At 66.8% G+C, this 21,897-nt stretch carries 19 protein-coding genes; 3 read left to right on the top strand and 16 right to left on the bottom strand.

The features are described 5' to 3' along the window. Positions 1-31: 31 nt before the first annotated feature. The 10 genes from BLU38_RS17210 to BLU38_RS17165 form a co-directional block, all read right to left on the bottom strand. Positions 32-2,476, bottom strand: coding sequence for an NADH-quinone oxidoreductase subunit G (locus BLU38_RS17210; RefSeq protein ID WP_091526742.1), 2,445 nt, complete (start codon positions 2,474-2,476; stop codon positions 32-34). Then, positions 2,473-3,807: an NADH-quinone oxidoreductase subunit NuoF gene (nuoF, locus tag BLU38_RS17205; protein ID WP_091526741.1), complete on the bottom strand. Its 1,335-nt coding sequence runs from the start codon at positions 3,805-3,807 to the stop codon at positions 2,473-2,475. The genes BLU38_RS17210 and nuoF overlap by 4 nt, the downstream gene beginning before the upstream one ends. Continuing rightward, a complete protein-coding gene (nuoE, locus tag BLU38_RS17200) occupies positions 3,804-4,523 on the bottom strand; it encodes an NADH-quinone oxidoreductase subunit NuoE (RefSeq protein ID WP_231920405.1) in 720 nt (239 codons plus the stop codon). Before nuoE ends, nuoF begins: the two co-directional genes overlap by 4 nt. Positions 4,524-4,663: 140 nt before the next feature. Continuing rightward, positions 4,664-6,001 (bottom strand): NADH-quinone oxidoreductase subunit D, encoded by a 1,338-nt coding sequence (locus BLU38_RS17195; protein WP_407939600.1) that lies wholly within the window; start codon positions 5,999-6,001, stop codon positions 4,664-4,666. A gap of 41 nt (positions 6,002-6,042) precedes the next feature. After that, a complete protein-coding gene (locus tag BLU38_RS17190) occupies positions 6,043-6,858 on the bottom strand; it encodes an NADH-quinone oxidoreductase subunit C (RefSeq protein ID WP_172836173.1) in 816 nt (271 codons plus the stop codon). After that, positions 6,855-7,412, bottom strand: coding sequence for a NuoB/complex I 20 kDa subunit family protein (locus BLU38_RS17185; protein WP_091526738.1), 558 nt, complete (start codon positions 7,410-7,412; stop codon positions 6,855-6,857). Before BLU38_RS17185 ends, BLU38_RS17190 begins: the two co-directional genes overlap by 4 nt. A 50-nt stretch (positions 7,413-7,462) precedes the next feature. Further along, complete coding sequence (locus tag BLU38_RS17180; RefSeq protein ID WP_091526737.1) at positions 7,463-7,822, bottom strand: NADH-quinone oxidoreductase subunit A; 360 nt, start codon at positions 7,820-7,822, stop codon at positions 7,463-7,465. A gap of 101 nt (positions 7,823-7,923) precedes the next feature. Next, the gene (locus tag BLU38_RS17175; RefSeq protein WP_091526736.1) at positions 7,924-9,261 is read right to left on the bottom strand and encodes a geranylgeranyl reductase family protein; all 1,338 of its coding nucleotides are present in this window, start codon (positions 9,259-9,261) and stop codon (positions 7,924-7,926) included. A 430-nt stretch (positions 9,262-9,691) separates the two neighbouring features. Beyond that, a complete protein-coding gene (locus BLU38_RS17170) occupies positions 9,692-10,726 on the bottom strand; it encodes a Gfo/Idh/MocA family protein (RefSeq protein WP_091526735.1) in 1,035 nt (344 codons plus the stop codon). A gap of 36 nt (positions 10,727-10,762) precedes the next feature. Then, positions 10,763-12,040 carry an isochorismate synthase gene (locus BLU38_RS17165; protein WP_331715044.1) on the bottom strand — a complete coding sequence of 426 codons (1,278 nt, stop codon included), beginning with the start codon at positions 12,038-12,040 and terminating at the stop codon, positions 10,763-10,765. Positions 12,041-12,201: 161 nt separating this feature from the next. Between BLU38_RS17165 and BLU38_RS17160 the strand changes: the two genes are divergently transcribed. The 3 genes from BLU38_RS17160 to BLU38_RS17145 all read left to right on the top strand — a co-directional run bounded on the left by BLU38_RS17160 (position 12,202) and on the right by BLU38_RS17145 (position 14,774). After that, positions 12,202-13,176, top strand: coding sequence for a phosphotransferase family protein (locus BLU38_RS17160; RefSeq protein ID WP_157683528.1), 975 nt, complete (start codon positions 12,202-12,204; stop codon positions 13,174-13,176). A 325-nt stretch (positions 13,177-13,501) separates the two neighbouring features. Further along, the gene (locus BLU38_RS17150) at positions 13,502-14,134 is read left to right on the top strand and encodes a ClpP family protease (RefSeq protein ID WP_091526732.1); all 633 of its coding nucleotides are present in this window, start codon (positions 13,502-13,504) and stop codon (positions 14,132-14,134) included. Positions 14,135-14,162: 28 nt separating this feature from the next. Next, positions 14,163-14,774 carry an ATP-dependent Clp protease proteolytic subunit gene (locus BLU38_RS17145; protein ID WP_091526731.1) on the top strand — a complete coding sequence of 204 codons (612 nt, stop codon included), beginning with the start codon at positions 14,163-14,165 and terminating at the stop codon, positions 14,772-14,774. Positions 14,775-14,827: 53 nt separating this feature from the next. Here BLU38_RS17145 and BLU38_RS17140 read toward each other — a convergent pair whose 3' ends face one another. The 6 genes from BLU38_RS17140 to BLU38_RS17115 all read right to left on the bottom strand — a co-directional run bounded on the left by BLU38_RS17140 (position 14,828) and on the right by BLU38_RS17115 (position 21,851). Beyond that, positions 14,828-15,895 carry an ABC transporter ATP-binding protein gene (locus tag BLU38_RS17140; RefSeq protein ID WP_091532632.1) on the bottom strand — a complete coding sequence of 356 codons (1,068 nt, stop codon included), beginning with the start codon at positions 15,893-15,895 and terminating at the stop codon, positions 14,828-14,830. A 55-nt stretch (positions 15,896-15,950) separates the two neighbouring features. Then, the gene (locus BLU38_RS17135; RefSeq protein ID WP_197679750.1) at positions 15,951-16,979 is read right to left on the bottom strand and encodes an ABC transporter ATP-binding protein; all 1,029 of its coding nucleotides are present in this window, start codon (positions 16,977-16,979) and stop codon (positions 15,951-15,953) included. A 17-nt stretch (positions 16,980-16,996) separates the two neighbouring features. Further along, complete coding sequence (locus tag BLU38_RS17130; RefSeq protein ID WP_091526729.1) at positions 16,997-17,905, bottom strand: ABC transporter permease; 909 nt, start codon at positions 17,903-17,905, stop codon at positions 16,997-16,999. 3 nt (positions 17,906-17,908) lie between these two features. After that, complete coding sequence (locus BLU38_RS17125; RefSeq protein ID WP_172836172.1) at positions 17,909-18,988, bottom strand: ABC transporter permease; 1,080 nt, start codon at positions 18,986-18,988, stop codon at positions 17,909-17,911. Next, a complete protein-coding gene (locus BLU38_RS17120) occupies positions 18,985-20,640 on the bottom strand; it encodes an ABC transporter substrate-binding protein (protein WP_157683527.1) in 1,656 nt (551 codons plus the stop codon). The genes BLU38_RS17125 and BLU38_RS17120 overlap by 4 nt, the downstream gene beginning before the upstream one ends. A gap of 161 nt (positions 20,641-20,801) precedes the next feature. Then, positions 20,802-21,851, bottom strand: a complete 1,050-nt coding sequence (locus BLU38_RS17115) for a LacI family DNA-binding transcriptional regulator (protein ID WP_091526727.1) — start codon at positions 21,849-21,851, stop codon at positions 20,802-20,804. Positions 21,852-21,897: the final 46 nt, after the last annotated feature.

Below are 21,897 nucleotides of genomic sequence, written 5' to 3'. Positions count from 1 at the left end.
ACCAGCTGCGGTACGAAACTCGGCGCGAAATTCATCGGGTGACTCCTTCGATCCGCACGACCTCGCCGGAACTTACCGCCAGATGATCACTCAGGGCCAATCCCGGCGCCCGGGTCGGCAGCCAGATCACGCCGGCGGGCATGTCGTCGACGATCTCCGTGGGGAAACTGACCGAACCGCGAGAGGTGGAGACGACCACCATGTCACCGATCCCCGCTGCTTCGGCCGTGCGTGCACTGAGCCGGGCCACCGGGGTCCGCGCGGTGGCGGCCAGATGCGGCTCGCCGTCGATCGCTCGCGCATCGTCGATGTGCAACCGCCAGGTCGACAGCACGGCCGTGTTCGGATCCGAGAAGGGTCCTGAGCCTGAACCATGAGCTCCGCGCCCTTCGACAAGCTCAGGGGCCTTTGCTCGTTGCCCTTCCCACGGTCCGAGCTCGGCCAGCTCGGCACGGGCCTCGTCGATGGTCCGGACGCCAAGATCATGTCCGAGTCCGTCGGCCAGGGCGGCGAGCACCCGCAGGTCGCTCATCGTGTTCGGCTTCTTGATCACCACGTCGAAGGCGCGGTTACGGCCCTCCCAGTTGACGAAGCTGCCGGCTCGTTCCTCCAGCAGCCCGACCGGCAGCACCACGTCGGCACGTTCGGTGACCGCGGAGGTCCGGGTCTCCAGGCTGACCACGAAGCCGGCATTCTCCAGGCCGTTCTTGACCAATGCCGGGTCACGGAAGTCCGACGGTTGGATGCCGCCGACCAGCAGTGCCGCGACGTCGCCGCCGGCGGCAGCGGCGAAGATCTCCTCCGCGCTCCGTCCGGTCAACGTGGGCAGCGAATCCGACTCCCAGGCGGTAGCCGTGTCGACCCGTGCCGACGGGTCGGTCACCGGGCGTCCACCCGGCAGCAGGTTGGGCAGGCAGCCGGTCTCGACCGCGCCGCGTTCACCGGCCCGGCGCGGGATCCAGGCCAGTCGGGCCCCGGTTCGCGCGCTCAGATCGAGGGCGGCAGTGAGGGCGCCGGGCGACCGAGCCAGCCGCTCGCCGACGATGATCACCGACTTCTCGTCGAGTTCGACCGCCCCGGCCTCGGTGGCCGGGTTGGCCAACGCCTCTGCTTCCGCACCGGGCACGGTCGGGATCAGGGTGGCGCCGATCTTGCGGGCACCGTCGGACAGGTGCGACGCGATCTGGAACGAGGTGAGCCCGTTCTTGCGGTTTGCCTTGCGCAACCGCAGGAAGACAACGCCGCCCTCGTCCTCGGGCTCGAAGCCGGCCATCAGGACCGCCGAGGCGTTTTCCAGGTCGGTGAAGGTCACGCCGAGACCGGTGCCGGCGACCGCCGCCGCCAGGAACTCGGCCTCCTCGGCGGAGTACGGCCGGGCCCGGTAGTCGATGTCGTTGGTGCCGATCACGGTCCGGGCGAACTTGCTGTAGCCGTACGCGTCCTCGGTCGTCAGCCGACCGCCGGGCAGCACGCCGACCGATGAGCCGGCCTTCTTCAGACCGGCGACGGCGGCATCAATGGCCTCCGGCCAGGACGCTTCGCGCAGTTGATCACCATCGCGGACCAACGGCTGGGTCAGCCGATCCTCACCGCGACCGTAGCGGAAGGCGAAGCGATCCTTGTCGCTGATCCACTCCTCGTTGACCTCGGGATCGTCACCGGCCAGCCGACGCATCACGGTGCTGCGCCGGTAGTCGACCCGGATCGCCGAACCGGAACTGTCGTGCTCGGCGATCGACGGCACGCTGACCAGATCGAACGGGCGGGACCGGAAACGGTATGCGGCGCTGGTGAGTGCACCGACCGGGCAGATCTGGATCGTGTTGCCCGACCAGTAGCTCTCCAGCGGCTGCTCCTCGGAGATGTTCACCTGCTGCCAGGCGCCGCGGTCCATCAGCTTGATGAACGGATCGCCGGCGATCTGCTCGCTGAACCGGGTGCAGCGGGCGCACAGCACGCAGCGCTCGCGATCCAGCAGCACCTGCGACGACAGGTTGATCGGCTTGGGGTAGACGCGCTTGACCCCGTCGTAGCGGGACTCGCCGTTGCCGTGACTGAGCGCCTGGTTCTGCAGCGGACACTCGCCGCCCTTGTCGCAGATCGGGCAGTCCAGCGGATGGTTGATCAACAGCAGTTCCATCACGCCGTGCTGGGCCTTCTCGGCCTGCGGGCTGGTCAGCTGGGTCTTGACCTTCATCCCCGGCATCACCGTGATGGTGCAGGAAGCCTGCGGCTTGGGCATCCCGCGGCCGTTGCCCATGTCCGGGATCTCGACCATGCACTGCCGGCAGGCGCCGACCGGGTCGAGCAGCGGATGATCACAGAACCGCGGGATCTCGACACCGATCAGCTCGGCGGCGCGGATCACCAAGGTGCCCTTGGGGACACTCACCTCGATGTCGTCGATGGTGATGGTGACGAGATCTTCCTTCTTCTCGACCTCGGCTCCGGAGCCCTCGTTCTTGACGGCAGTCACTGGGCCACTCCTGCGTTGTGAGTGTTCTGCGCGTTCTGCGCGTAGATGACATTCCGCTCGTACGGGAAGAGCTCCCAAGCGGGCGTGTGGTAGCCGGCCTCGAACTCGTCCCGGAAGTACTTGATCGCGGAGTTGACCGGGGTCACCGCGGCGTCACCGAGGGCGCAGAACGACTTGCCACCGATGTTGTCGCAGAGGTCGAGCAGCTTCTCGATGTCGCCCTCCTGGCCCTGCCCGGCCTCGATCCGCTTCAGGATCTGGACCAGCCACCAGGTGCCCTCCCGGCACGGCGTGCACTTGCCGCAGGACTCGTGCTTGTAGAACTCCAGCCAGCGGGTCACCGCACGGACCACCGAGACGGTCTCGTCGAAGATCTGCAGCGACCGGGTGCCGAGCATCGAGCCGGCCTTGGCGACCGAGTCGTAGTCCAGCGGGACGTCGAGGTGCTCGTCGGTGAAGATCGGCGACGACGAACCGCCCGGCGTCCAGAACTTCAGCTGGTGGCCCTCCCGGATGCCGCCGGTCATCTCCAGCAACTGGCGCAGCGTGGTGCCCAGCGGCACCTCGACCTGGCCCGGGTTGGCGACGTGGCCGGACAGGCTCATGATGCCCATCCCCTTGCCGTTGTCGACGCCCATCGAGGTGAACCAGTCGATGCCGTTGCCGACGATCGCGGGAACAGTGGAGATCGACTCGACGTTGTTGATCACTGTGGGTGCACCGTACAGACCGGCGACCGCCGGGAACGGCGGCTTCAGCCGCGGCTGCCCGCGACGACCCTCCAGGGAGTCCAGCAGCGCGGTCTCCTCACCACAGATGTACGCTCCCGCGCCGGCATGCACGATCAGCTCCAGGTCGTACCCGCTGCCCTGGATGTTGCGGCCCAGGTATCCCGATGAGTACGCCTCCGCAACGGCCTGCTGCAGCCGGCGGATGACGTGCAGCACCTCGCCGCGGACGTAGATGAAGGCGTAGTGCGCGTGGAAGGCGAACGAGGAGATGATCACGCCCTCGACCAGGGTGTGCGGACTCGCCATCATCAGCGGCATGTCCTTGCAGGCACCCGGTTCGGACTCGTCGGCGTTCACCACCAGGTAACGCGGCTTGGACAGGTCCTTGTCCAGCAGGCTCCACTTCAGCCCGGTCGGGAAGCCCGCGCCGCCGCGCCCGCGGAGCTGGGAGTCCTTGATCATCGCGGCGATGTCGTCGGGGTTCCCGCGCAACGCCTTGCGCATCGTCGCGTAGCCGCCGCGACGTTCGAAGTTGGTGATCTTCCAGGCCCGGTCGTCTGCCCAGTTCGCGGTCAGTACCGGGGTGATCGGATCGGTCACTTCGCCTCACCTTCAGACTTCTCTGCTTCGGCCTTCTCCGCCGCTTCCTTCTCGGCAGCGATCCGGTCGGCTTCGGCCTTGGCCTCGGCTGCTTCCTCGACCGTCGGCGCCGCCCAACCCTGCTCGGCGGCGATCCGGACCCCGAGCTGGGAGGTCGCGCCGGAGGTCGGGCCCTCGTCGGCTCGTCCGTCGGGGAATCCGGCCAGCACTCGTTCGCTCTGTCGCCAACTGCAGATCCGCGCGCCGCGGGTGGAGGTCACTTCCTCGCCGGCGGTCAGCTTGTCGACCAGCTCGACGGCGGAGTCGGGAGTCTGGTTGTCCATGAACTCCCAATTGACCATCATCAGCGGCGCGTAGTCACAACCTGCGTTGCACTCGATCCGCTCCAGGGTGATCCGGCCGTCGGCCGTGGTCTCGTCGTGGCCGACACCGAGATGCTTGCTCAGCCGGTCGTAGACGTCGTCGCCACCCATGATCGCGCACAGCGCGGTGGTGCAGACACCGACGTTGTACTCACCGTTCGGCCGCCGCTTGTACATCGTGTAGAAGGTCGCGACGCTGGAGACGTCCGCGGTCGAGATGTCGAGGACCTGTGCGCAGGCTTCGATCCCGGCCGGCGTCACCCGCCCCTCGACGCTCTGCACCAGGTGCAGCATCGGCAACAGCGCCGACCGCGACTGCGGGTAGCGCGCCGCGATCTGCCGCAGTTCGTCCATCGTCTGCTCACCGATCGCGGTCTCGCCGTCGGTGAATTCGATCGGCTCCGGCCGGTGGCTGTTCGGGTCCTCGACGTCGACGCCGGGCGGCACCTGCCCGAAGCGGCCGTCAGCCGATGGTGTGTTGTCGTGGGCCGAATTCATCGGTCGACACCTCCCAGTACCGGGTCGAGCGTGGCAATGTTGACCACCACGTCGGCGATGAAGCCGCCCTCGGACAGGGCCGGCAATGCCTGCAGGTGATGGAAGCTGGGGTCGCGGAAGTGCACCCGGAACGGGCGGGTCCCACCGTCGGAGACCACGTGCGCACCGAGCTCGCCCTTGGCGCTCTCGGTCGGCACGTAGGCCTGGCCGGGCGGCACCCGGAAGCCCTCGGTGACCAGCTTGAAGTGGTGGATCAGGGACTCCATCGACTGCCCCATGATGTGCTTGAGGTATTCGTTGGAGTTGCCCTGGCCGTCGGAACCGATGGACAGCTTGGCCGGCCAGGCGATCTTCGGATCGTCGATCATCACCGGCTCACCCTGGGTGGCCTCCAGCTTGGTCACGCACTGGTCGATGATCTTGACGCTCTCCCACATCTCGTCGATGCGGTTCAGGAACCGAGCGTAGCCGTCGGCCTCGTCCCGGACCGGGACGTCGAAGTCGTAGTCGGAGTAGCCGCAGTACGGCATCGCCTTGCGCAGGTCGTAGTCGTACCCCGCCGACCGCAGCATCGGCCCGGTGACCCCGAGAGCCATGCAGGCCGACAGATCCAGGTGACCGACGCCGATCAGCCGGCTCCGGACGATCGGGTTCTTGCTGGCGAGCTTGCCGAACTCCGGCATCTGCTTCTTGATCGACGTCAGCGTGTCCTTGAGCAGCTGCAGCCCGTGATCGGGAAGATCGTTGGCGACACCGCCCGGACGGATGTAGGCGTGGTTCATCCGCAGGCCCGTGACGGCCTCGAAGAAGTCCATGATCTTTTCCCGCTCGCGGAAGCCGATCGTCATCATGGTGGTCGCGCCGAGCTCCATGCCGCCGGTGCCGAGGGCGACCAGGTGGGAGGCGATCCGCATCCACTCCGCCATCATCACCCGGATGATCTTGGCCCGATCGGTGATCTGATCCTCGATGTCGAGCAGCTTCTCCACGCTCAGGCAGTACGCGAGCTCGTTGTGCAACGGCATCACGTAGTCCATCCGGGTACAGAACGCCACGCCCTGGGTCCAGGTGCGGTATTCCATGTTCTTCTCGATGCCGGTGTGCAGGTGACCGATGCTGGACCGCAGCTCGGTGACCGTCTCACCGTCCAGCTCCAGGATCACCCGGAGCACGCCGTGGGTCGACGGGTGCTGCGGACCCATGTTGACGACCATCCGCTCGTCGCCACGTTCGACCTGCTCCTTGACGACCTCGTCCCAGTCGCCGCCCATCACCGTGTAGACGGTGCCCTCTGCCGGTTCCTCGCCCGGACCGGCGAACAGATCCTCGTTCACGGGCCCTGAGTTTGTCGAAGGGCCGGTATCTGTCGTGCTCATCAGTTGTAGCTCCTGCGGTTGTCAGGGCTGGGGATCCTCGCACCCTTGTACTCGACCGGAATGCCACCGAGCGGATAGTCCTTGCGCTGCGGGTGTCCCGGCCAGTCGTCCGGCATCAGGATCCGGGTCAGGTGCGGATGTCCGTCGAAGATCATTCCGAACATGTCGAAGGTCTCCCGCTCATGCCAGTCGGCCGACGGGTAGACGCTGACCACCGACGGCAGATGCGGATCGGCCTCGGGCACCGAGACCTCGAGCCGGATCCGCCGGTTGTGGGTCAGCGAGGCGAGGTGATAGACCGCGTGCAGTTCCTTGCCCTCGTCGGTCGGGTAGTGCACGCCGGACACGCCGCTGAACAGCTCGAACCGCAGCTGGGCATCGTCCCGCAGCACCTTCACCAGCGCCAACAGTTCATCTCGGCTGACGTGCACGGTGAGGTCACCGCGTTCGATGACGATCTTGGTGATCACCGATCCGACGTTGGGCATCAGCTCGGCGATCCGGTCGATCGCGGCGTCGTACCAACCGCCGTACGGCCGCTGGCTCGGGCCGGGGAACTCGGTGATCTGCCGCAGCCCGCCGTAGCCGGAGGTGTCCGGGGTACCGGTCTGGCCGAACATCCCCTGCGACCGCTTGAGGACCTCGGGACGCTCGGCGCTTCCCGGGCCGATCGGCTCCAGGTCGTCGCGATGATCGGGTCCGGTCCGCGGATCGCGATCGGCGTCCGGCGGCACCGGCGGGGTCTGCTCCTTGGTCTGCTCGGCGTCCTTGCCGGGCTGCTGGGCGTTGCGGTCGCTCGGGTCCTTCTCACTCACCGCAGCAGTCCCTTCTGCTCGATCGTCGCCGGCTTGGCCAGCGCCAGGCGTTCGTTGTCCTGCTCGGCCGCTTCGGCATTGCTGCCGATCGGCATCTTCTCCACCTTCAGCTTGCGCAGCTTGAAGATGCCGTCGATCAGCATCTCCGGCCGCGGCGGGCAGCCGGGAACGTAGACGTCGACCGGGACGATGTGATCAACGCCCTGGACGATCGCGTAGTTGTTGAACATGCCGCCGCTGGAGGCGCAGACACCCATCGACAGCACGAATTTGGGCTCGGCCATCTGGTCGTAGACCTGGCGGACGATCGGCGCCATCTTCTGGCTGACCCGGCCGGCGACGATCATCAGGTCGGCCTGCCGCGGACTGTTGCGGAAGACCTCCTGGCCCCAGCGGGCGGAGTCGAACCGCGGCGTACCCATCGTCATCATCTCGAACGAGCAGCAGGCCAGGCCGAAGGTCACCGGCCAGAACGATGCGCTTCGCACCGCACCGGCGAGCGCCTCGACGGTGGTGAGCATGATCCCGCTCGGGAGCTTTTCCTCGAGTCCCATGACGCCTCAGTCCCTCTTGTCCGTGTCGACGATCTGCGTGATCAACTTCATCAGTCCCACTCCAGCCCGCCGCGTCGCAGGATGTAGAAGTAGGCGACGAACACCGTGACGATGAACAACACCATCTCGACCAGCGCGAAGACGCCCATCTGGTCGAACGAGACCGCCCACGGGTAGAGGAAGACGATCTCGATGTCGAAGACGATGAACAGCATCGCGGTCAGGTAGTACTTCACCGGGAAGCGACCACCGCCGGCCGGCTGCGGGGTCGGCTCGATGCCGCACTCGTAGCTGTCCAGCTTGGCCCGGTTGTAGCGCTTCGGTCCGACCAACATGCTGGCCGTGATCGTCAACGCCACGAAGCCCGCGGCGATGATCAACGCGATCACAAAGCCGGTGTAGAGGCTCATCGCTTATTTCCTCCCCTTGCCCGCTAGGGCGCTGAGCTGGTCGAAGGGCCCCGAGCTTGTCGAAGGGCCGTCAAGTGTCCGGCTGGTCGCGTTCGTGATCTTCATGTTGCCGGCGCGATCCTGGACAGTCCGTTGACGATCCGGTCGTAGATGTCTCCGTCACGGTGATCGGTCAGGTGCGACAACATCTTCAGCGTGAACTGCATGACCACCTTGCGCGGCAACCCGTACTTGACCGCCACCTTCATCAGGGCCGGCTGCCCGATGATCTTGGTGAACACCCGGCCGAGCGTGTAGTAGCCGCCCCACTCCTCGTTCAATCGAGCAGGGTATCCCTGCAGCACCTTCTCCGCCGCAGGGGTCCCGACTCCGCGGAAGTGCGCGTCGGCGATCGCCTCGGCAGCCATCTCGGCCGACTCCATCGCGTACGGGATGCCCTCGCCGTTGAACGGGCTGACCATCCCGCCGGCGTCGCCGACCAGCAGCAGTCCGCGGGTGTAGTGCGGGCGCCGGTTGAACGCCATCGGCAGCGCCGCGCCGAGCACCCGGCCGACCCGGTTCTCGTCGGTGAAGCCCCAGGCCGGCGGCGTGTTGTCCATCCACACCTTGAGCATCTGCTTGTAGTCGACCTTGCCGAAGGCGGTCGAGGTGTTCAGGATGCCGAGGCCGACATTGCAGGTGCCGTCGCCGAGCGGGAAGATCCAGCCGTACCCCGGGAGCAGCTTGGACTCCCCCGGCTTGCCCTCCCAGAGCTCGGGCCAGGACTCGATGTACGGGCTGTCGTGCAGCGGGCTCTTGTAGTAGGTCCGGACCGCGACCCCCATCGGCAGCTTCTCGCGTCGGTTGATTCCCATCGCGACGCTGATCCGGGTGGAGTTGCCGTCGGCAGCGACCACCAGCGGCGCGGTGAACCGGCGGCCGTCCTTGGTGAGCACGCCGGTGATCCGGTCGGTGTCGGGCGAGATGATCGGCTCGGTCACGTTGGCCAGCTCGTACAGCTTGGCGCCGGCGGCGACCGCATTGTTGGCCAGCAGCTGATCGAAATCGGCGCGCTGCCGGGTGACGCCGTAGCCCGGCCAATCGGTCAGATCCGGCCAGTCCAGATCCCAGTGCCGGCCACCGGCCCAGAACCGCAGGCCACGCTGGTGCGCCCAGCCGTTCTCGGTCGAGATGTCGATGCCGAGCTTGATCAACTGCTTGGTGCCGCGCGGGGTCAGACCGTCGCCACAGACCTTCTCCCGCGGGAAGCTGGTCTTCTCCAGCAGCGACACGTTCAGGCCGCTGCGGGCCAGATAGGTGGCCGCGGCAGACCCGCCGGGCCCGGCACCGACGACGATCACGTCGCTCTCGATCGCACCGCCACTGGGTGCGCCGGACCCGGTCGCCGCGTGACGACGCTGCGACCCAACTCCCGATGCGGGAGCCGCGCTGCCAGTCATGTGCCTCTCCGGGGACTTAGTGAAAACCTTCACTAGCTACGGGTCACTCTACGACGCAACGGCCGCGTTAGTCACGCCGGTACCGGTGTTAGTGAACCGGCCATTGCCAAATCGGTCAATTCGCAGCGCCGAAGAGCATTTCCCCTTGCCAGCAAGGACATTTTCGCAACCAAGACCTTGCGTAAAACCTCAGCCAAGACCACCCGCTCGCGCCGTCGACAAGCACCACCCTGCACCCCGCCTTGACCCACGGCCGCACCGGCACCCCGCTGCACCCGCCCACCCAACGGGATTTCGGCCCGCTGATGGGGTTTCGGGTGTGGCGGGCGTTGCGTCGCGGCCGGCAGCGAAACGCAACAGGCATGCCGTACGCAACCCGGCCGCGATGCTGGGCGGAAACCCCATCAGCAGGCCGAAATCCCACCACGTGCTATGCAGATCGCGCACCAGCGCCGGTCGTGCCGGAATCGTCGGGAATCTCGGCCAGATCGACCCGAGCCCGTCGACGGCGCGACAACTCACATGCCTCGGCGATGCGGAAGGCCTGCAGACCGTCCCGTACGGTGCACGGGCTCGACACCCGGCCGGCGACGAGATCGGCGAAAACGCCCAGCTCGCGGCGATAGGCGGGCTGGAAGCGTTCCATGAACGACCATTTCTGCGGCCCGCGCGGATAGTCGACGCCGTCCTCGGCCGAGCGCACCGCCAGCGAGTCGTCGAAGCCGACGCCGACGGTGCCCGCCGACCCCATCACCTCCAGCCGGACGTCGTGCCCGGCGCCGTTGTAGCGGGTCGCCGACACCGTGACCACGGTGTCGTCGTCCAGCGTCAGGACCGCCGCGCAGGTGTCGACGTCTCCGCCCTCGGTGAAGAAGTCGTCGCCCTTGTTGGCGCCGACGCCGTAGACCGACAGCACCTCCCGGCCGGTGACGAAGCGGATGATGTCGAAATCGTGGATGCTGCAGTCACGGAACAGGCCGCCGCTGGTCGGGATGTACGCCGCCGGCGGCGGCGCCTGGTCGTGGGTGTTGGCACGCAGCGTGTGCACGAAGCCCAGGTCACCGCTACGGACGGCGTCGCGAGCCCGTCGATAGCCGGTGTCGAAGCGTCGTTGGAACCCGATCTGGACCGGCACCGTGGACGATTCGACGAGATCGACCAACTCGATGCTCTCGTCCAACGTCATCGCCACCGGCTTCTCGCAGAAGGTCGGCAGGCCGGCCGCGACCGTCTGCCGCAGCAGTGCCGCGTGGGTCGTCGTCGGTGTCGTGATCACGACGCCGTCGACCTGCCCGAGCAGGGTGTCGACGTCGGGAGCAGTGCCGTAGCCGTGCTCGGCGGCGAGGGTCTCGGCGGCACCCGGCACGGCATCGGTCAGCACGACCTCGTCGACCTGGTCAAGCCCGGCCAACGTGCTGGCGTGGAACGCGCCGATCCGTCCGGTCCCGACCAGTCCGATTCTCATCGCGCGATCCTCGCACGCGCTCGGCAACGCCGGGTGTCAGGTCCCCAGCGCGTCGCGCATCGGGACGAGCTTGGCGACCGATTCGGCCAGTTCGGCCTCGGGATCGGATTCGGCGACGATGCCGCAGCCGGCGTAGAGCCGGATCTGATGCGGGTCATCGGCGTTGATCCGGCCGCAGCGCAGCGCGATCGCCCATTCGCCGTCGCCGTCGGCGTCGATCCAGCCGACCGGTCCGGCATAGCGGTCCCGGTCGAGCTGCTCGAGCTCGGCGATCGTCTGCCGCGCCCGATCGGTGGGGGTGCCGCAGACTGCCGCGGACGGATGCAGTGCCGCCGCCATCCGCAACGAAGTCGCGTCCGGGGCCGCGACCGCGGTGACGTCGGTGGCCAGATGCAGCACGTTGGGCAGTTCGAGCACGTACGGCGCATCCGGCACGTTCATCCCCGAGCAGTACGGCGCCAACGCTCGGGCCACCGAGGCGACCGCGTACTCGTGTTCCTGCAGGTCCTTGCTGGATTGGGAGAGCGCCGCTGCGAGCGCCAGGTCCTGGTCGGAGTCGTTGGAGCGGCGGATGGTGCCGGCCAGCACCCGGGAGGTCGCCAGACCCGCTTCGCGGCGGATCAGCATCTCCGGCGTGGCACCGACCAGACCGTCGATGTGATAGGTCCAACAGGCCGGATATTCGGCGGCCAACCGTGCCACCAGCCGGCGCGCGTCGATCGGGTTGTCGGCGATCGCGATCAGCTCCCGGGCCAGCACGACCTTGTCCAGGTCACCGGAGTTGATCATGGTCACCGCGTCGGCGACCACACCCTCCCACTCCGGTCCGCTGAGCTTGCCGTCGGCAAAACTGACCGCCCCCGGGGCCGGGATCGACAGCTGCGTCGGGTTTTCCAGGGCGTCGGGGATCGTGACGTCGGCGGAGGTGATCGTGGTCCGCCAAGCCCGGCCGGCGCGGCGTCCGATCACAACCCGCGGCACGATCAGCACCGATCCGGACGAGGAGTTGTCGGGGTCGAAGCAGAAGCTGCCGAAGGCGACGAATCCGGCGCCCGGCAGATCGCCGCCAGGCAGCTCACGGTCGACGACGACCTGGTCGGTGATCTCCCGCCACCAGTTCTCGGCGTCGGTGATCGAGGTCGCCTTGTGTCGCGCGGTCTCGCCGTAGCCGATCATTCCCTCGCCGCGACGGACCCAGGCCAGCGCGCCCGGGTCGGGCATCTGAGCGGGCAGCGGTCCCGGATCGGCGATCTCCTCGGTCGCCACATGCAGCCGTGGCGGCCGGAGTGGGTGACCCGAGCGAATCGTTCTCACGTCGCTCAGAGTAGCCCGGTCGACCGCGACATCCGGCCGGTACGGAGTGTGACATCTACCTCCGCACGGGTGAATCGTGAGCAAATTCACTGGCTCGGCAGACTCCCGACCCGCCATCATCGTGGTCGCACCGCTGAGAAGTCCCAAGTCGAGGAGTGACCGTGCCGGATCCGTCGCCCGTGATGCCGCTCACCACCCCCACCGCGGGCACGGCACAACGGCCCAGCTGGGGCGAGTTACCGACGGCGGTCCGGTCCTGGGTCCAAGATCAACTCGGCTCGGCCGTGATCGAGGGGCGCTCGCAGCGCAGCGGCTACACCCCCGGGTTTGCCTCCCGGCTCACCCTCGCCGACGGCAGCCCGGCCTTCGTCAAGATCATGGGCTGGGGTCATGACTACCTGTTGCCGTCCTACCGCAACGAGGGCGAGAAGCGTCGCAGGCTGCCTGCCGGGCTGGCCGCACCCAGGCTGCGATGCTCCGACGAGGCCCGGATCGCCGAACAGGACTGGGTGCTGTTGATCTTCGACGACATCGACGGCCATCCGCCGCGCCGCCCGTGGGACCCGGATGAGGCTCGGATCGCGATCGAGACCGTCGAGCACAACGCCGATCTCCTCACCCCGGCACCGGCGGACTATCCGTGGCTGTCGATCACCGACGAGCTCGGCGGCCTCAGCCCGGACAAGGAGGAGGCGATCGATCGACTGTTCGGCGATCACCGCAGCGAGCTGCGCGAGCTGGTCGGGTCGTTCGGCGAACTGTGTTCCGGCGAGTCGCTGGTGCACGCCGATCTGCGCGACGACAACATGCTGATCGGATCCGACGGCTCCGGCTGGGTCTGCGACTGGAGCTTCCCGGTGCTCGGCCGATCGTTCATCGATCTGGTCACCCTGCTGTTGTCGATCCGCGGTGACGGACTCGATGCCGACGCCCTGTTGGCGGCCAGTCCGTTGCTCACGCCGGCCGATGCGGACGGAGTGGACAGCCTGCTGGCCGATCTGATGCTCTACTACGTCATCTCCGCCGCCAAGCCCGGCCCGGACAACTCGCCGTATCTGCGCGATCATCAACGCTGGAACGGAAAAGTCGCCGCCCGCTGGCTCGCCGACCGCCGCGGCTGGGATCCGGACCGATGACCTCGCCAGGCACAGCGGCTCCAGCCACCAATGGTGAGCTGGTGGCTGTCTACTGATCGGATCGCCAGCCATCAGCTCACAATCGGTAGCGACAGCGGAGTCATCGGCGACCCGCGCCACGCCACAGCCGAACTCGGGCAGCAACTGTGGGATGCGAGTGTGACCTGGGCTGCCGACTATCTGAACGCCGCTGCCTTCGCCGGCGACTGACCGACAACCAAGCAGCCTCTTCGCCCTGGGCAGATCTGCGGACAGCAGATGTGGTCGAGCCGAACCATCACTCGGACGCAGAGTTGATCATGAACACGACATCTGAGGAGTTTTCATGATCAGCACATTGGCACCGCGCCGCGAAGGCGAACCGCAGTTCAAGGCCGGAATCGATGATCAACTCGGCACCCGTCTGCTGGAACAGCGGATCGTCGTGCTGGGCCAACCGGTCGACGACGCCATTGCCAACCGGCTGTGTGCTCAACTGCTGCTGCTGTCGGCCGAGGATTCCCGCGCCGACATCAGCCTCTACATCAACTCCCCCGGCGGTTCGGTCAGCGCCGGATTGGCGATCTACGACGTGATGAAGCTGATCCCCAACGACGTCAGCACGCTGGGGATGGGACTGGCCGCCAGCATGGGTCAGTTCCTGCTGTCGGCCGGGACCAAGGGCAAGCGCTTCTGCCTGCCGCATGCCCGGGTGCTGATGCATCAGGGGTCTGCCGGCATCGGTGGCACCGCGGCCGACATCGAGATCCAGGCCGAGAACCTCGACTACACCAACAACCTGATCAACACCCTGATCAGCGAACACACCGGCCAGACCAAGGACACGATCGACGCCGACTCGGGCCGGGACCGCTGGTTCACCGCCGAGCAGGCCCTGCAGTACGGCTTCATCGACTCCATCGTCACCGAGGTCTCCGACGTCCGCCCGACCACCCGCACCAAGTCCGCTCGGCTCTGAACCGGGCAACGGAAGAGAGAGATTGATCATGAGCCAGTACACCATCCCCACGGTGGTCGAGCGGACCATGCGTGGCGAGCGGGTCTCCGACATCTACTCCCGGTTGCTCAGCGACCGGATCATTCTGCTGGGCACCCAGATCGACGACGGCGTTGCCAACGTGATCATCGCCCAGTTGCTCTACCTGGACTCCGAGGACTCCGAGGCGGAGATCGGCGTCTACATCAATTCCCCCGGCGGCTCGCTGACCGCACTGATGGGCATCTACGACACGATGCAGTACATCAGCGCCGACGTCTCCACCGTCTGCATCGGTCAGGCCGCCTCGTCGGCGGCGGTGCTGTTGGCGGCCGGTGCCGCCGGCAAGCGTGCGGTGCTGCCGCACTCCCGGGTGCTGCTGCACCAGCCGTCCGGTGGGGCCGAGGGAACCATTCCGGATCTGGCGATCCAGGCGCGTGAGGTGGGCCGGCTGCGGCGCCAGATGAACGAGATCCTCAGCACCCACACCGGCAAGTCGGTGGAAACGATCAAGAACGACACCGACCGCGATCTGGTGCTGACTCCCGAGGACGCGATCAGTTACGGCGTGGTCGACAAGATCATGCAGCCGCGGGAGGTGAAGGCCTACCGGATCGGGTGACCGAGCTGTTCGCCGAGGCCTCGGCCACACCGGCATCCTCGCCGGGCCCGGCGTCAGTCCGCGAAGATCTCCTCGGCACGACCCTTCTGATGCAGCCAGCAGCGGACCCAGTGGCCGTCGCCGAGCTGAGTCTGTTCGGGCAGTGACTGACGGCATTCGTCCATCGCGAACGGACAGCGCGGGTGGAACCGACAGCCCGACGGCGGGTCCACCAGGCTCGGCGGCTCGTCCGGCACGTCGTCGTCATCGAGGTCGTCGAGGTCGGCGTCGGACTGCAGGCTGCGGTCGGTCCGGCCCGGGTCGGGAGATGCGTCGACGAGCAACCGGGTGTAGGGATGCATCGGCCGCTGGATCAGGGCGTCCTTCGGACCCGATTCGATCATCTGGCCGGCGTACATCACCGCGACGTCGTCACTGAGGTAGCGGGCCGAGGCGATGTCGTGGGTGATGTAGAGCAACGCGAGGCCCTCTTCGTCGCGCAGCTTGGCCAGCAGGTTGAGCATGTCCAGCCGGATCGACACATCCAGCATCGAGATCGGCTCGTCGCCGAGCAGCACCGCCGGCCGCACCGCCAGCGCGCGGGCGATCACCACCCGTTGCCGTTGCCCGCCGGAAAGTTCGTACGGCAGCTTGTCCAGATAGTCCTCCGCGGGTGTCAGCCCGACCCGTTCGAGCAACTCGACGGCCTGGCGGCGCGCATCCGCCCGGCCCTTGGCATGGCCGTGGATCCGGAGCGGGCGTTCCAGGTTGTAGGCGATCTTGTGTGACGGATGCAGGGAACCGAAGGGGTCCTGGAAGATCAACTGCACCGATCGGAAGTACTCCCTGTCGGGTCGGCCGGAGACCGACAGCCCGCGCAGTCGGATGTTGCCGTCGGTCACCGGGTAGAAGCGGGCGAGCAGCCGGGCCAGGGTGGTCTTGCCGCTGCCGCTCTCGCCCACCAGCGCGACGATCCGTCCCGGCAGCAACGCCAGGTCGACGCCCTCGACGGCCTGCACGACACTGCTACGTCCGGTGCCGTTGCGGACCCGGAAGTGTTTGGTGACCTTGGTTGCCTCCAGCACCGGTGGTTTGCGGACCGGCGCACCGGGCACGGTCGTCCGATGATCAACAGTCGTCATCGCCGGTCTCCTCTCCGAGTCGTCGGTCCGGTTCTCGTGCTGACGCTGTGCATGATCAACCGACCACCGCAGGATCGCGGTCGGCGGCTGCTCGATCGTCGTCGTACAGATGGCAGGCGGCCTGTTGATCACCGATCTGCCGCAGCACCGGGCGGGTCGAGCGACAGTCGTCGATCGCTTCCGGACACCGTGGCGCAAAGGCACACCCGCTCGGCAGTCGACTCAGGTTGGGCGGGGTTCCGGGGATCCCGGTCAACGTGGTCAACGGAGCGTGCAACGGTGGGAAGGAGTCCCGCAGGCCACGGGTGTAGGGATGCCGCGGCCGGTGGTAGATCTGCTCGGCGCTGCCGATCTCGACGATCCGACCGGCATACATGATCGCGATTCGATCGGCGAGCTCGAGCAGCAGCGACAGGTCGTGGGTGACGAAGACGACCGCAAAGCCGAGCTTGCGTCGCAGCCGCAGGATCTGCCGGACGATCTGACGTTGCATCACCACGTCCACCGCGGTGGTCGGCTCGTCCATCACCACCAGCTTCGGACGGCAGGCCAGGGCGAGCGCGATCATCGCCCGTTGCCGCATCCCACCCGACAACTCATGCGGGTAGCTGCGGATCCGGTTGGCCGGGATTCCGACCATGGCCAGCAGTTCGGTGGTCCGGTCGAGGACCGCCTCGGTACGCAGCGACGGTTCGTGAGCCCGGATCACGTCGGCGAACTGGGCACCCAGCCGGAGCACCGGGTTCAACGCATCCATCGCGCTCTGCAGCACGATCGAGACGGTGTTCCAGCGGTAGCGCCGCAACTCCTCCTCGGCCAGACCGACCAGGTCGACCTGCTGATCCTGATCATGGAGCACGATCCGGCCACCGGTGGTCGCGGCCGGCGGACGCTGCAGCCGGGTCAGGGCGGTGATCAAGGTCGACTTGCCCGAACCGGACTCGCCCGCGACGCCGAGGATCTCGCCGCGGGCCAACCGGAGGTTGATCTCGGCACAGGCCGTCACCGGCCGATCACCGAGATACTGCACGGTCAGGTCCTGGACGTCGAGTACCCACGGCTGACCTGTTCGATCCTCAGACATCCCTGTTCGGTCCTCGGTCATGCTGTCACCTGTCCGGCGGTCGCGGCCGCCCGTCGGGTCCGGCGGACCACGGTCCGCCGGGCGCTACGCAGTTTGGGATTGGCGATCTCGTCGATGCCGAAGTTGATCAATCCGACGGCGGTGCCGATCGCTGCGATGCAGAGCCCCGGTGGGATGAACCACCACAGCTGTCCGTTCAGAATCGCGTTCTGTTGCTGGGCGTTCTGGATCATCGTGCCCCAGCTGATCGTGCCGGGATCGGAGATCCCGAGGAACGCCAGTCCCGCCTCGGCCAGGACGCCGCCGATCACCCCGTGCAGGAACATCGCCGAGACCCAGCCGGACAGCTGCGGGAAGACCTCGACGAAGATCAACCGCAGCCTGCTCTCGCCGAGCATCCGCATCGCCATCGTGAAGTCCCGGTTACGCAGACTCATGGTCTGCGCCCGGAGCGATCGGGCACCACCGGCCCAGCCGAAGATGCCGATCACCAGGGCGATCACGACCGGGCCGGTTCCTTCCACATACCCGGCGACCACCAGGGTGAGTGCGAACACCGGCATCACGATGAACAGATTGGTGATGAAGTTCAGGATCATCCCGGCGGTGCCGCCGAAGAAGCCGGCGGTGACGCCGAACAGGATCGACAGTGCCGTGCTGACCAGGGCCGCGAGGACTCCGACCAGCAACGAATTGCGGCTGCCGGCGATCAGTTGCGCCAGCACGTCCTGCCCGGTCGAGGTCGTCCCGAGGAGATGGCCCGGGCCCGGCGGCAGACCGATCGCGAAGTAGTTCAGGGCGGCCGCGTCGTAACCGAGCACGACCCGGTTGAACCACGGGCCGAGGAAAGCGGCGACCACGAACACGGCGATGATCGCCAGCCCGACCCGGACCTTCCAACTGCGCAGGATCTCGATCTTGACCATGGCCTACTCCCCCTGTTCCCGGGTCCGCGGATCCAACAGCACGTAGACCGAGTCGGCGATGAAGTTGGCCAGCAGGACGGCGAGCGTGGTCATCAACAGGATCCCTTGCATCACAGGGAAATCCCGGTTGGAGACCGCGTGATACATCAGGTAGCCGACGCCCGGATAGGTGAAAACGGTCTCGGTCAGCAGGGCGCCGCCGAGGATGCTGCCGATGGCCAACGCAAAGCTGGTGAACTGCGGCAAGACAGCGTTCCGGGCGGCGTAGCTGAAGATCACCCGGCGCGGCGACAGCCCCTTGGCCCGAGCCAGCAGCACGTAGTCCTCGCCGGTGGTGGTGATCGTCATGTTCCGCATCCCGAGCAGCCAGCCACCCGAGGCGGAGATGACGACGGTGAAGGCGGGCAGGAAACCGTACTTGAGGGTGGAGGCCCAGAAGGTCAGGCTGCTGCCGAACGGCGTGTTCGGATCGTAGCCACCGGCCAGCGGGAACCAACCGAGCTTGAAGCCGAACAGCCACAGGGCGAACAAGGCGACCCAGAAGTACGGCACCGCGGCCATGAAGGTGGACAGCGGGCTGAGGATGCTGTCCAGCCGGCTTCCGGACTTCCAACCGCAGATGATGCCGATGCCGGTCCCGATCAGGAATGCGAGGACCGTGGTGGTGCCGACCAGCAGCAGCGTCCACGGCAGCGCCTGACCAATCAGAACGCTGACCGGGCTCGGGTAGCTACTGGTCGAGACACCCAGGTCGAAGTGCGCCAACTGGACGAGATAGTCGCCGTACTGCTGCAGCAGATTCGCATCCGGTTGGCCGAAGATCTTCTGGATCGAGGCCACCGTCGCCGGTGTCAGCTGGGCACCCTTCTGTTGCAGCGAAGCGATCACCGCGTCGGCGGGCGAACCGGGCATCAGCCGTGGGATCAGGAAGTTCAGGGTGACCGCGGACCAGGCCGCGATCAGATAGAAGCCGATCCGGCGGAGCAGGAAGGTCAGCCCGGAGGCGCCGAGCCGCTGTCGTCCGGCGCCGGCTTCGCCCGGGACCGCGTCGGCTCGGGTTGCGGAGACCGCTTGGTCGGTCATGCCTGTCCCACCTTCCGCAGCTTCTGCAACATCAACACCAGGTCGGCGGTGCTGTCGGCGACCTTCAACGGTGCGTTGTCGGAGATCGGCCAGTTGCCCCAGTAGGTCTTGTTGATCGCGTTCCAGATGCCACCGGACAGCACCGGGATGAACGGCACCTGTTCGACGACAATTCGTTGCATGCGTCGCCCGACCTTGTGCAGCACGGCTTCGTCATCGGTGCCACGCATAATGGCCATCAGCCGCTTGGTCTCCGGGTCCTTCCAACGCCCGGGGTTACCGACAGCGACCTTTCCGATCGGGACGGCAAGGCTCGGATCGATCAACGAGTAATAGGCCTGGTAGACGCCGTTGGCATTGCCGCAGAACCAGTAGGCGACGTCGAAGTCGCCGGAATTGACCTTGCCGTTGTAGGTCGCCCCCGGCTGTGCGATCAGGTTGACGTCGAGCCCGAGATAGCGCTGCCATTGATCGGCCACCACGGCGGTCTCGATGTGCCAGGCCGGGTAATCGGTGATGAATCGGAAGTTCACCGGATAGGACTTACCGTCCTTGCTCAGCCTGCCGTTCTTGATCTTCCAACCGCCCGCCGCCAGCTCGCGACGTGCGCCGTCGACGTCCAGCGGCTGCACCTTGCCGGCATACTCCGGCAGCAACCAGTCGCGATAGATGTCGTCGTCCAGATTGGTGATCGTCATCGGTTGCTGACCGTCGGCCAGCACATCGGAGACCACTTTCCGGTCGATCGTCATCGACAACGCCCGGCGGACATGGACGTCGTTCCACGGCGCCTTGGTCAGGTTGAAAACGATGCCTTCGGAGCCGCCGCTGGGCCGGGGCGCGTAGGAGTAGCTGGACGGATCCCGGTCGACGTAGTGCTTGGTGCCGCCGGGCCAGGCGATCGTTGACAGGTCGAGCTGACCGTCGACCATCAGCAGTTTGGCCGAGTCCTCACTGGCGGTCGGGAACCGGACGTACGGCATCGGCAACGGCCCTGCCCAGTAGTTCTTCCTGCTCTTGAAGAGGAACTGCTGGCTGGAGAAGCCGGCCAACAGCGACGGCCCGGTTCCGATCGGGTCCGGCGCGGTCCAGGTCCGCGGATCATGTTTCTCCCATTGGTGACGGGGAACGACGACGATCTCGGTGCAGTTGACCAGGTTCTGATAGGACGGCTCCTCGAAGATCAACTTCACCTGCCGGTCGTTGATCTTGGTGACGCCGCTGTAGCCGGCTCCGGAGGAGTTCAGTTCGGGATACTTCAGCGGCAACTGCATGCTGTAGGCGAAGTCGTCGGCGGTCACCGGACGGCCGTCGGAGAAGGTCAACCCGTCGCGTACGGTGAAGATCAACTCCCGGCCACCGTCGGCGAACTCCCAGGACGAGGCCAGCCACGGTTTGATGCTGGCGCCGTCGAAGGTGTCCAGCCGGACGATCTGTTCGAAGATCAGCCCGTTGGACGGTCCAGCGTGATTGGACGGGGAGAACACGTTGAAGTTGCGGACGAGTTGGGTGTCCTTGCTGAGGATGTTGACCGTGTCCTCACGCGGCGTCACCACACCACTGGCATAACCACGGCCACAGCCGGCCAAGCCCAGCGCGGCGCTGGCGCCGAGACCGGCGCCAAGAAACTTTCGGCGCGAAATACTGCTCACAGAGCCTCCGGATGACACAGCATTGGATCTTGAGGAGAGCACTGCCCACGCAACGGGCGGGCTGATTGGCTGCAAATCTAGGGACGCCGACAAACGCCGGTCAATGCCGGCGCGGGTTTGTTTCCACGACACACGAGCCGAAAGATTTCGGCCCGCCGCAGCTACCGGTTCCGGTCCGGACGCGGGACGCCGGTGCTCTCCCGTTCCAGCAGGATGGTCGCCAGTTCGACCCGCCGCGATCGCGGCTGGCGACCTCGGATCAACTGCGCGAGCAGGTCCAGCGCGGCCACCGCCATCTCCTCCACCGGCTGCCGCACGGTGGTGAGCCGGGGCGAGACCCAATGCGATTCCGGCCGGTCGTCGAAGCCGACGATGCTGAGGTCGGCGGGTATCGTCAGCCGGCGTTCACCGATGGTCCGGTAGGCGCCCAGAGCAAGGGTGTCGGCGCCGATGAACAACGCCGTCGGCGGCTGATCCAGGTCCAGGAACTCCGCAGTCAGATCGCGGCCGGTGTAGGTGCTGAAGTCGGCGCCGTAGCGGACGTAGCCGTCGGGGACCTCCAAGTCGGCGCGGTCCATCGCGGCGCGATAGCCGGCGACCCGGGCTCGGTTGCAGAGCAGGTCCTCCGGACCGGCGAGCACACCGATCCGGCGATGGCCGAGCTCGATCAGATGCTCGGCCGCGGTACGGCCGCCGGCCCAGTTGGTGGCTCCGACGGAGTAGACGGTGTCTTCGGGGGTGGCGACCGGATCGACCATCACACAAGGGATCGCGGCCCGTTCCAGTTTGCGCCGCTGGACGGCGCCGAGCTGGACCAGGGCGCCGATCACGCCGCGTGAACCGCGGGCGATGATCTTGTCCACCCAGTCGCCGCCGGGCCGGCCGCTGTCCCGGGCGACCGTCACCGCCACGCCGAGATTGCGGTCGTGACAGGCGGCCTCGACGCCGGCCAGCAGGGCCGCCGCCCAGGAGTTGTCGAGGGAATCGATGACCACCTCGACCAGGCTGTGCGACGCACCGGAACGATCTCCCCGACGCCGTACGTAGCCACGTTCGTCGAGCAGTTGCTCGACCCGGAGCCTGGTCTGCGGCGCGACCTCACTCCATCCGTTCAGCACCTTGGACACCGTCGGCACCGAGACGCCGGCCTCACGGGCAATGGTCGCCATCGTCGGCCGGCCCGGCGACGTCGCTGACCGAGGTCGTGGCATGCAGGTGACCGTAGCGCCACCCGGCGGCGGGTGCCAGTCCCGATCC

The sequence above is a fragment of the Microlunatus soli genome, from assembly GCF_900105385.1.
GTDB lineage: Bacteria > Actinomycetota > Actinomycetes > Propionibacteriales > Propionibacteriaceae > Microlunatus > Microlunatus soli.
This window is presented reverse-complemented; position numbering and strand designations above follow the sequence as displayed.

Excerpts from the sequence above, each read along its gene's own strand:
- BLU38_RS17180 (WP_091526737.1), bottom strand. The coding sequence starts at position 7,822 with ATGAGCCTCTACACCGGCTTTGTGATCGCGTTGATCATCGCCGCGGGC.
- BLU38_RS17145 (WP_091526731.1), top strand. The coding sequence starts at position 14,163 with ATGAGCCAGTACACCATCCCCACGGTGGTCGAGCGGACCATGCGTGGC.
- BLU38_RS17185 (WP_091526738.1), bottom strand. The coding sequence starts at position 7,412 with ATGGGACTCGAGGAAAAGCTCCCGAGCGGGATCATGCTCACCACCGTC.
- nuoE (WP_231920405.1), bottom strand. The coding sequence starts at position 4,523 with ATGGACGAACTGCGGCAGATCGCGGCGCGCTACCCGCAGTCGCGGTCG.
- BLU38_RS17150 (WP_091526732.1), top strand. The coding sequence starts at position 13,502 with ATGATCAGCACATTGGCACCGCGCCGCGAAGGCGAACCGCAGTTCAAG.
- BLU38_RS17115 (WP_091526727.1), bottom strand. The coding sequence starts at position 21,851 with ATGCCACGACCTCGGTCAGCGACGTCGCCGGGCCGGCCGACGATGGCG.
- BLU38_RS17125 (WP_172836172.1), bottom strand. The coding sequence starts at position 18,988 with ATGACCGACCAAGCGGTCTCCGCAACCCGAGCCGACGCGGTCCCGGGC.
- BLU38_RS17130 (WP_091526729.1), bottom strand. The coding sequence starts at position 17,905 with ATGGTCAAGATCGAGATCCTGCGCAGTTGGAAGGTCCGGGTCGGGCTG.
- BLU38_RS17175 (WP_091526736.1), bottom strand. The coding sequence starts at position 9,261 with ATGACTGGCAGCGCGGCTCCCGCATCGGGAGTTGGGTCGCAGCGTCGT.
- BLU38_RS17140 (WP_091532632.1), bottom strand. The coding sequence starts at position 15,895 with ATGACGACTGTTGATCATCGGACGACCGTGCCCGGTGCGCCGGTCCGC.
- BLU38_RS17170 (WP_091526735.1), bottom strand. The coding sequence starts at position 10,726 with ATGAGAATCGGACTGGTCGGGACCGGACGGATCGGCGCGTTCCACGCC.
- BLU38_RS17135 (WP_197679750.1), bottom strand. The coding sequence starts at position 16,979 with ATGTCTGAGGATCGAACAGGTCAGCCGTGGGTACTCGACGTCCAGGAC.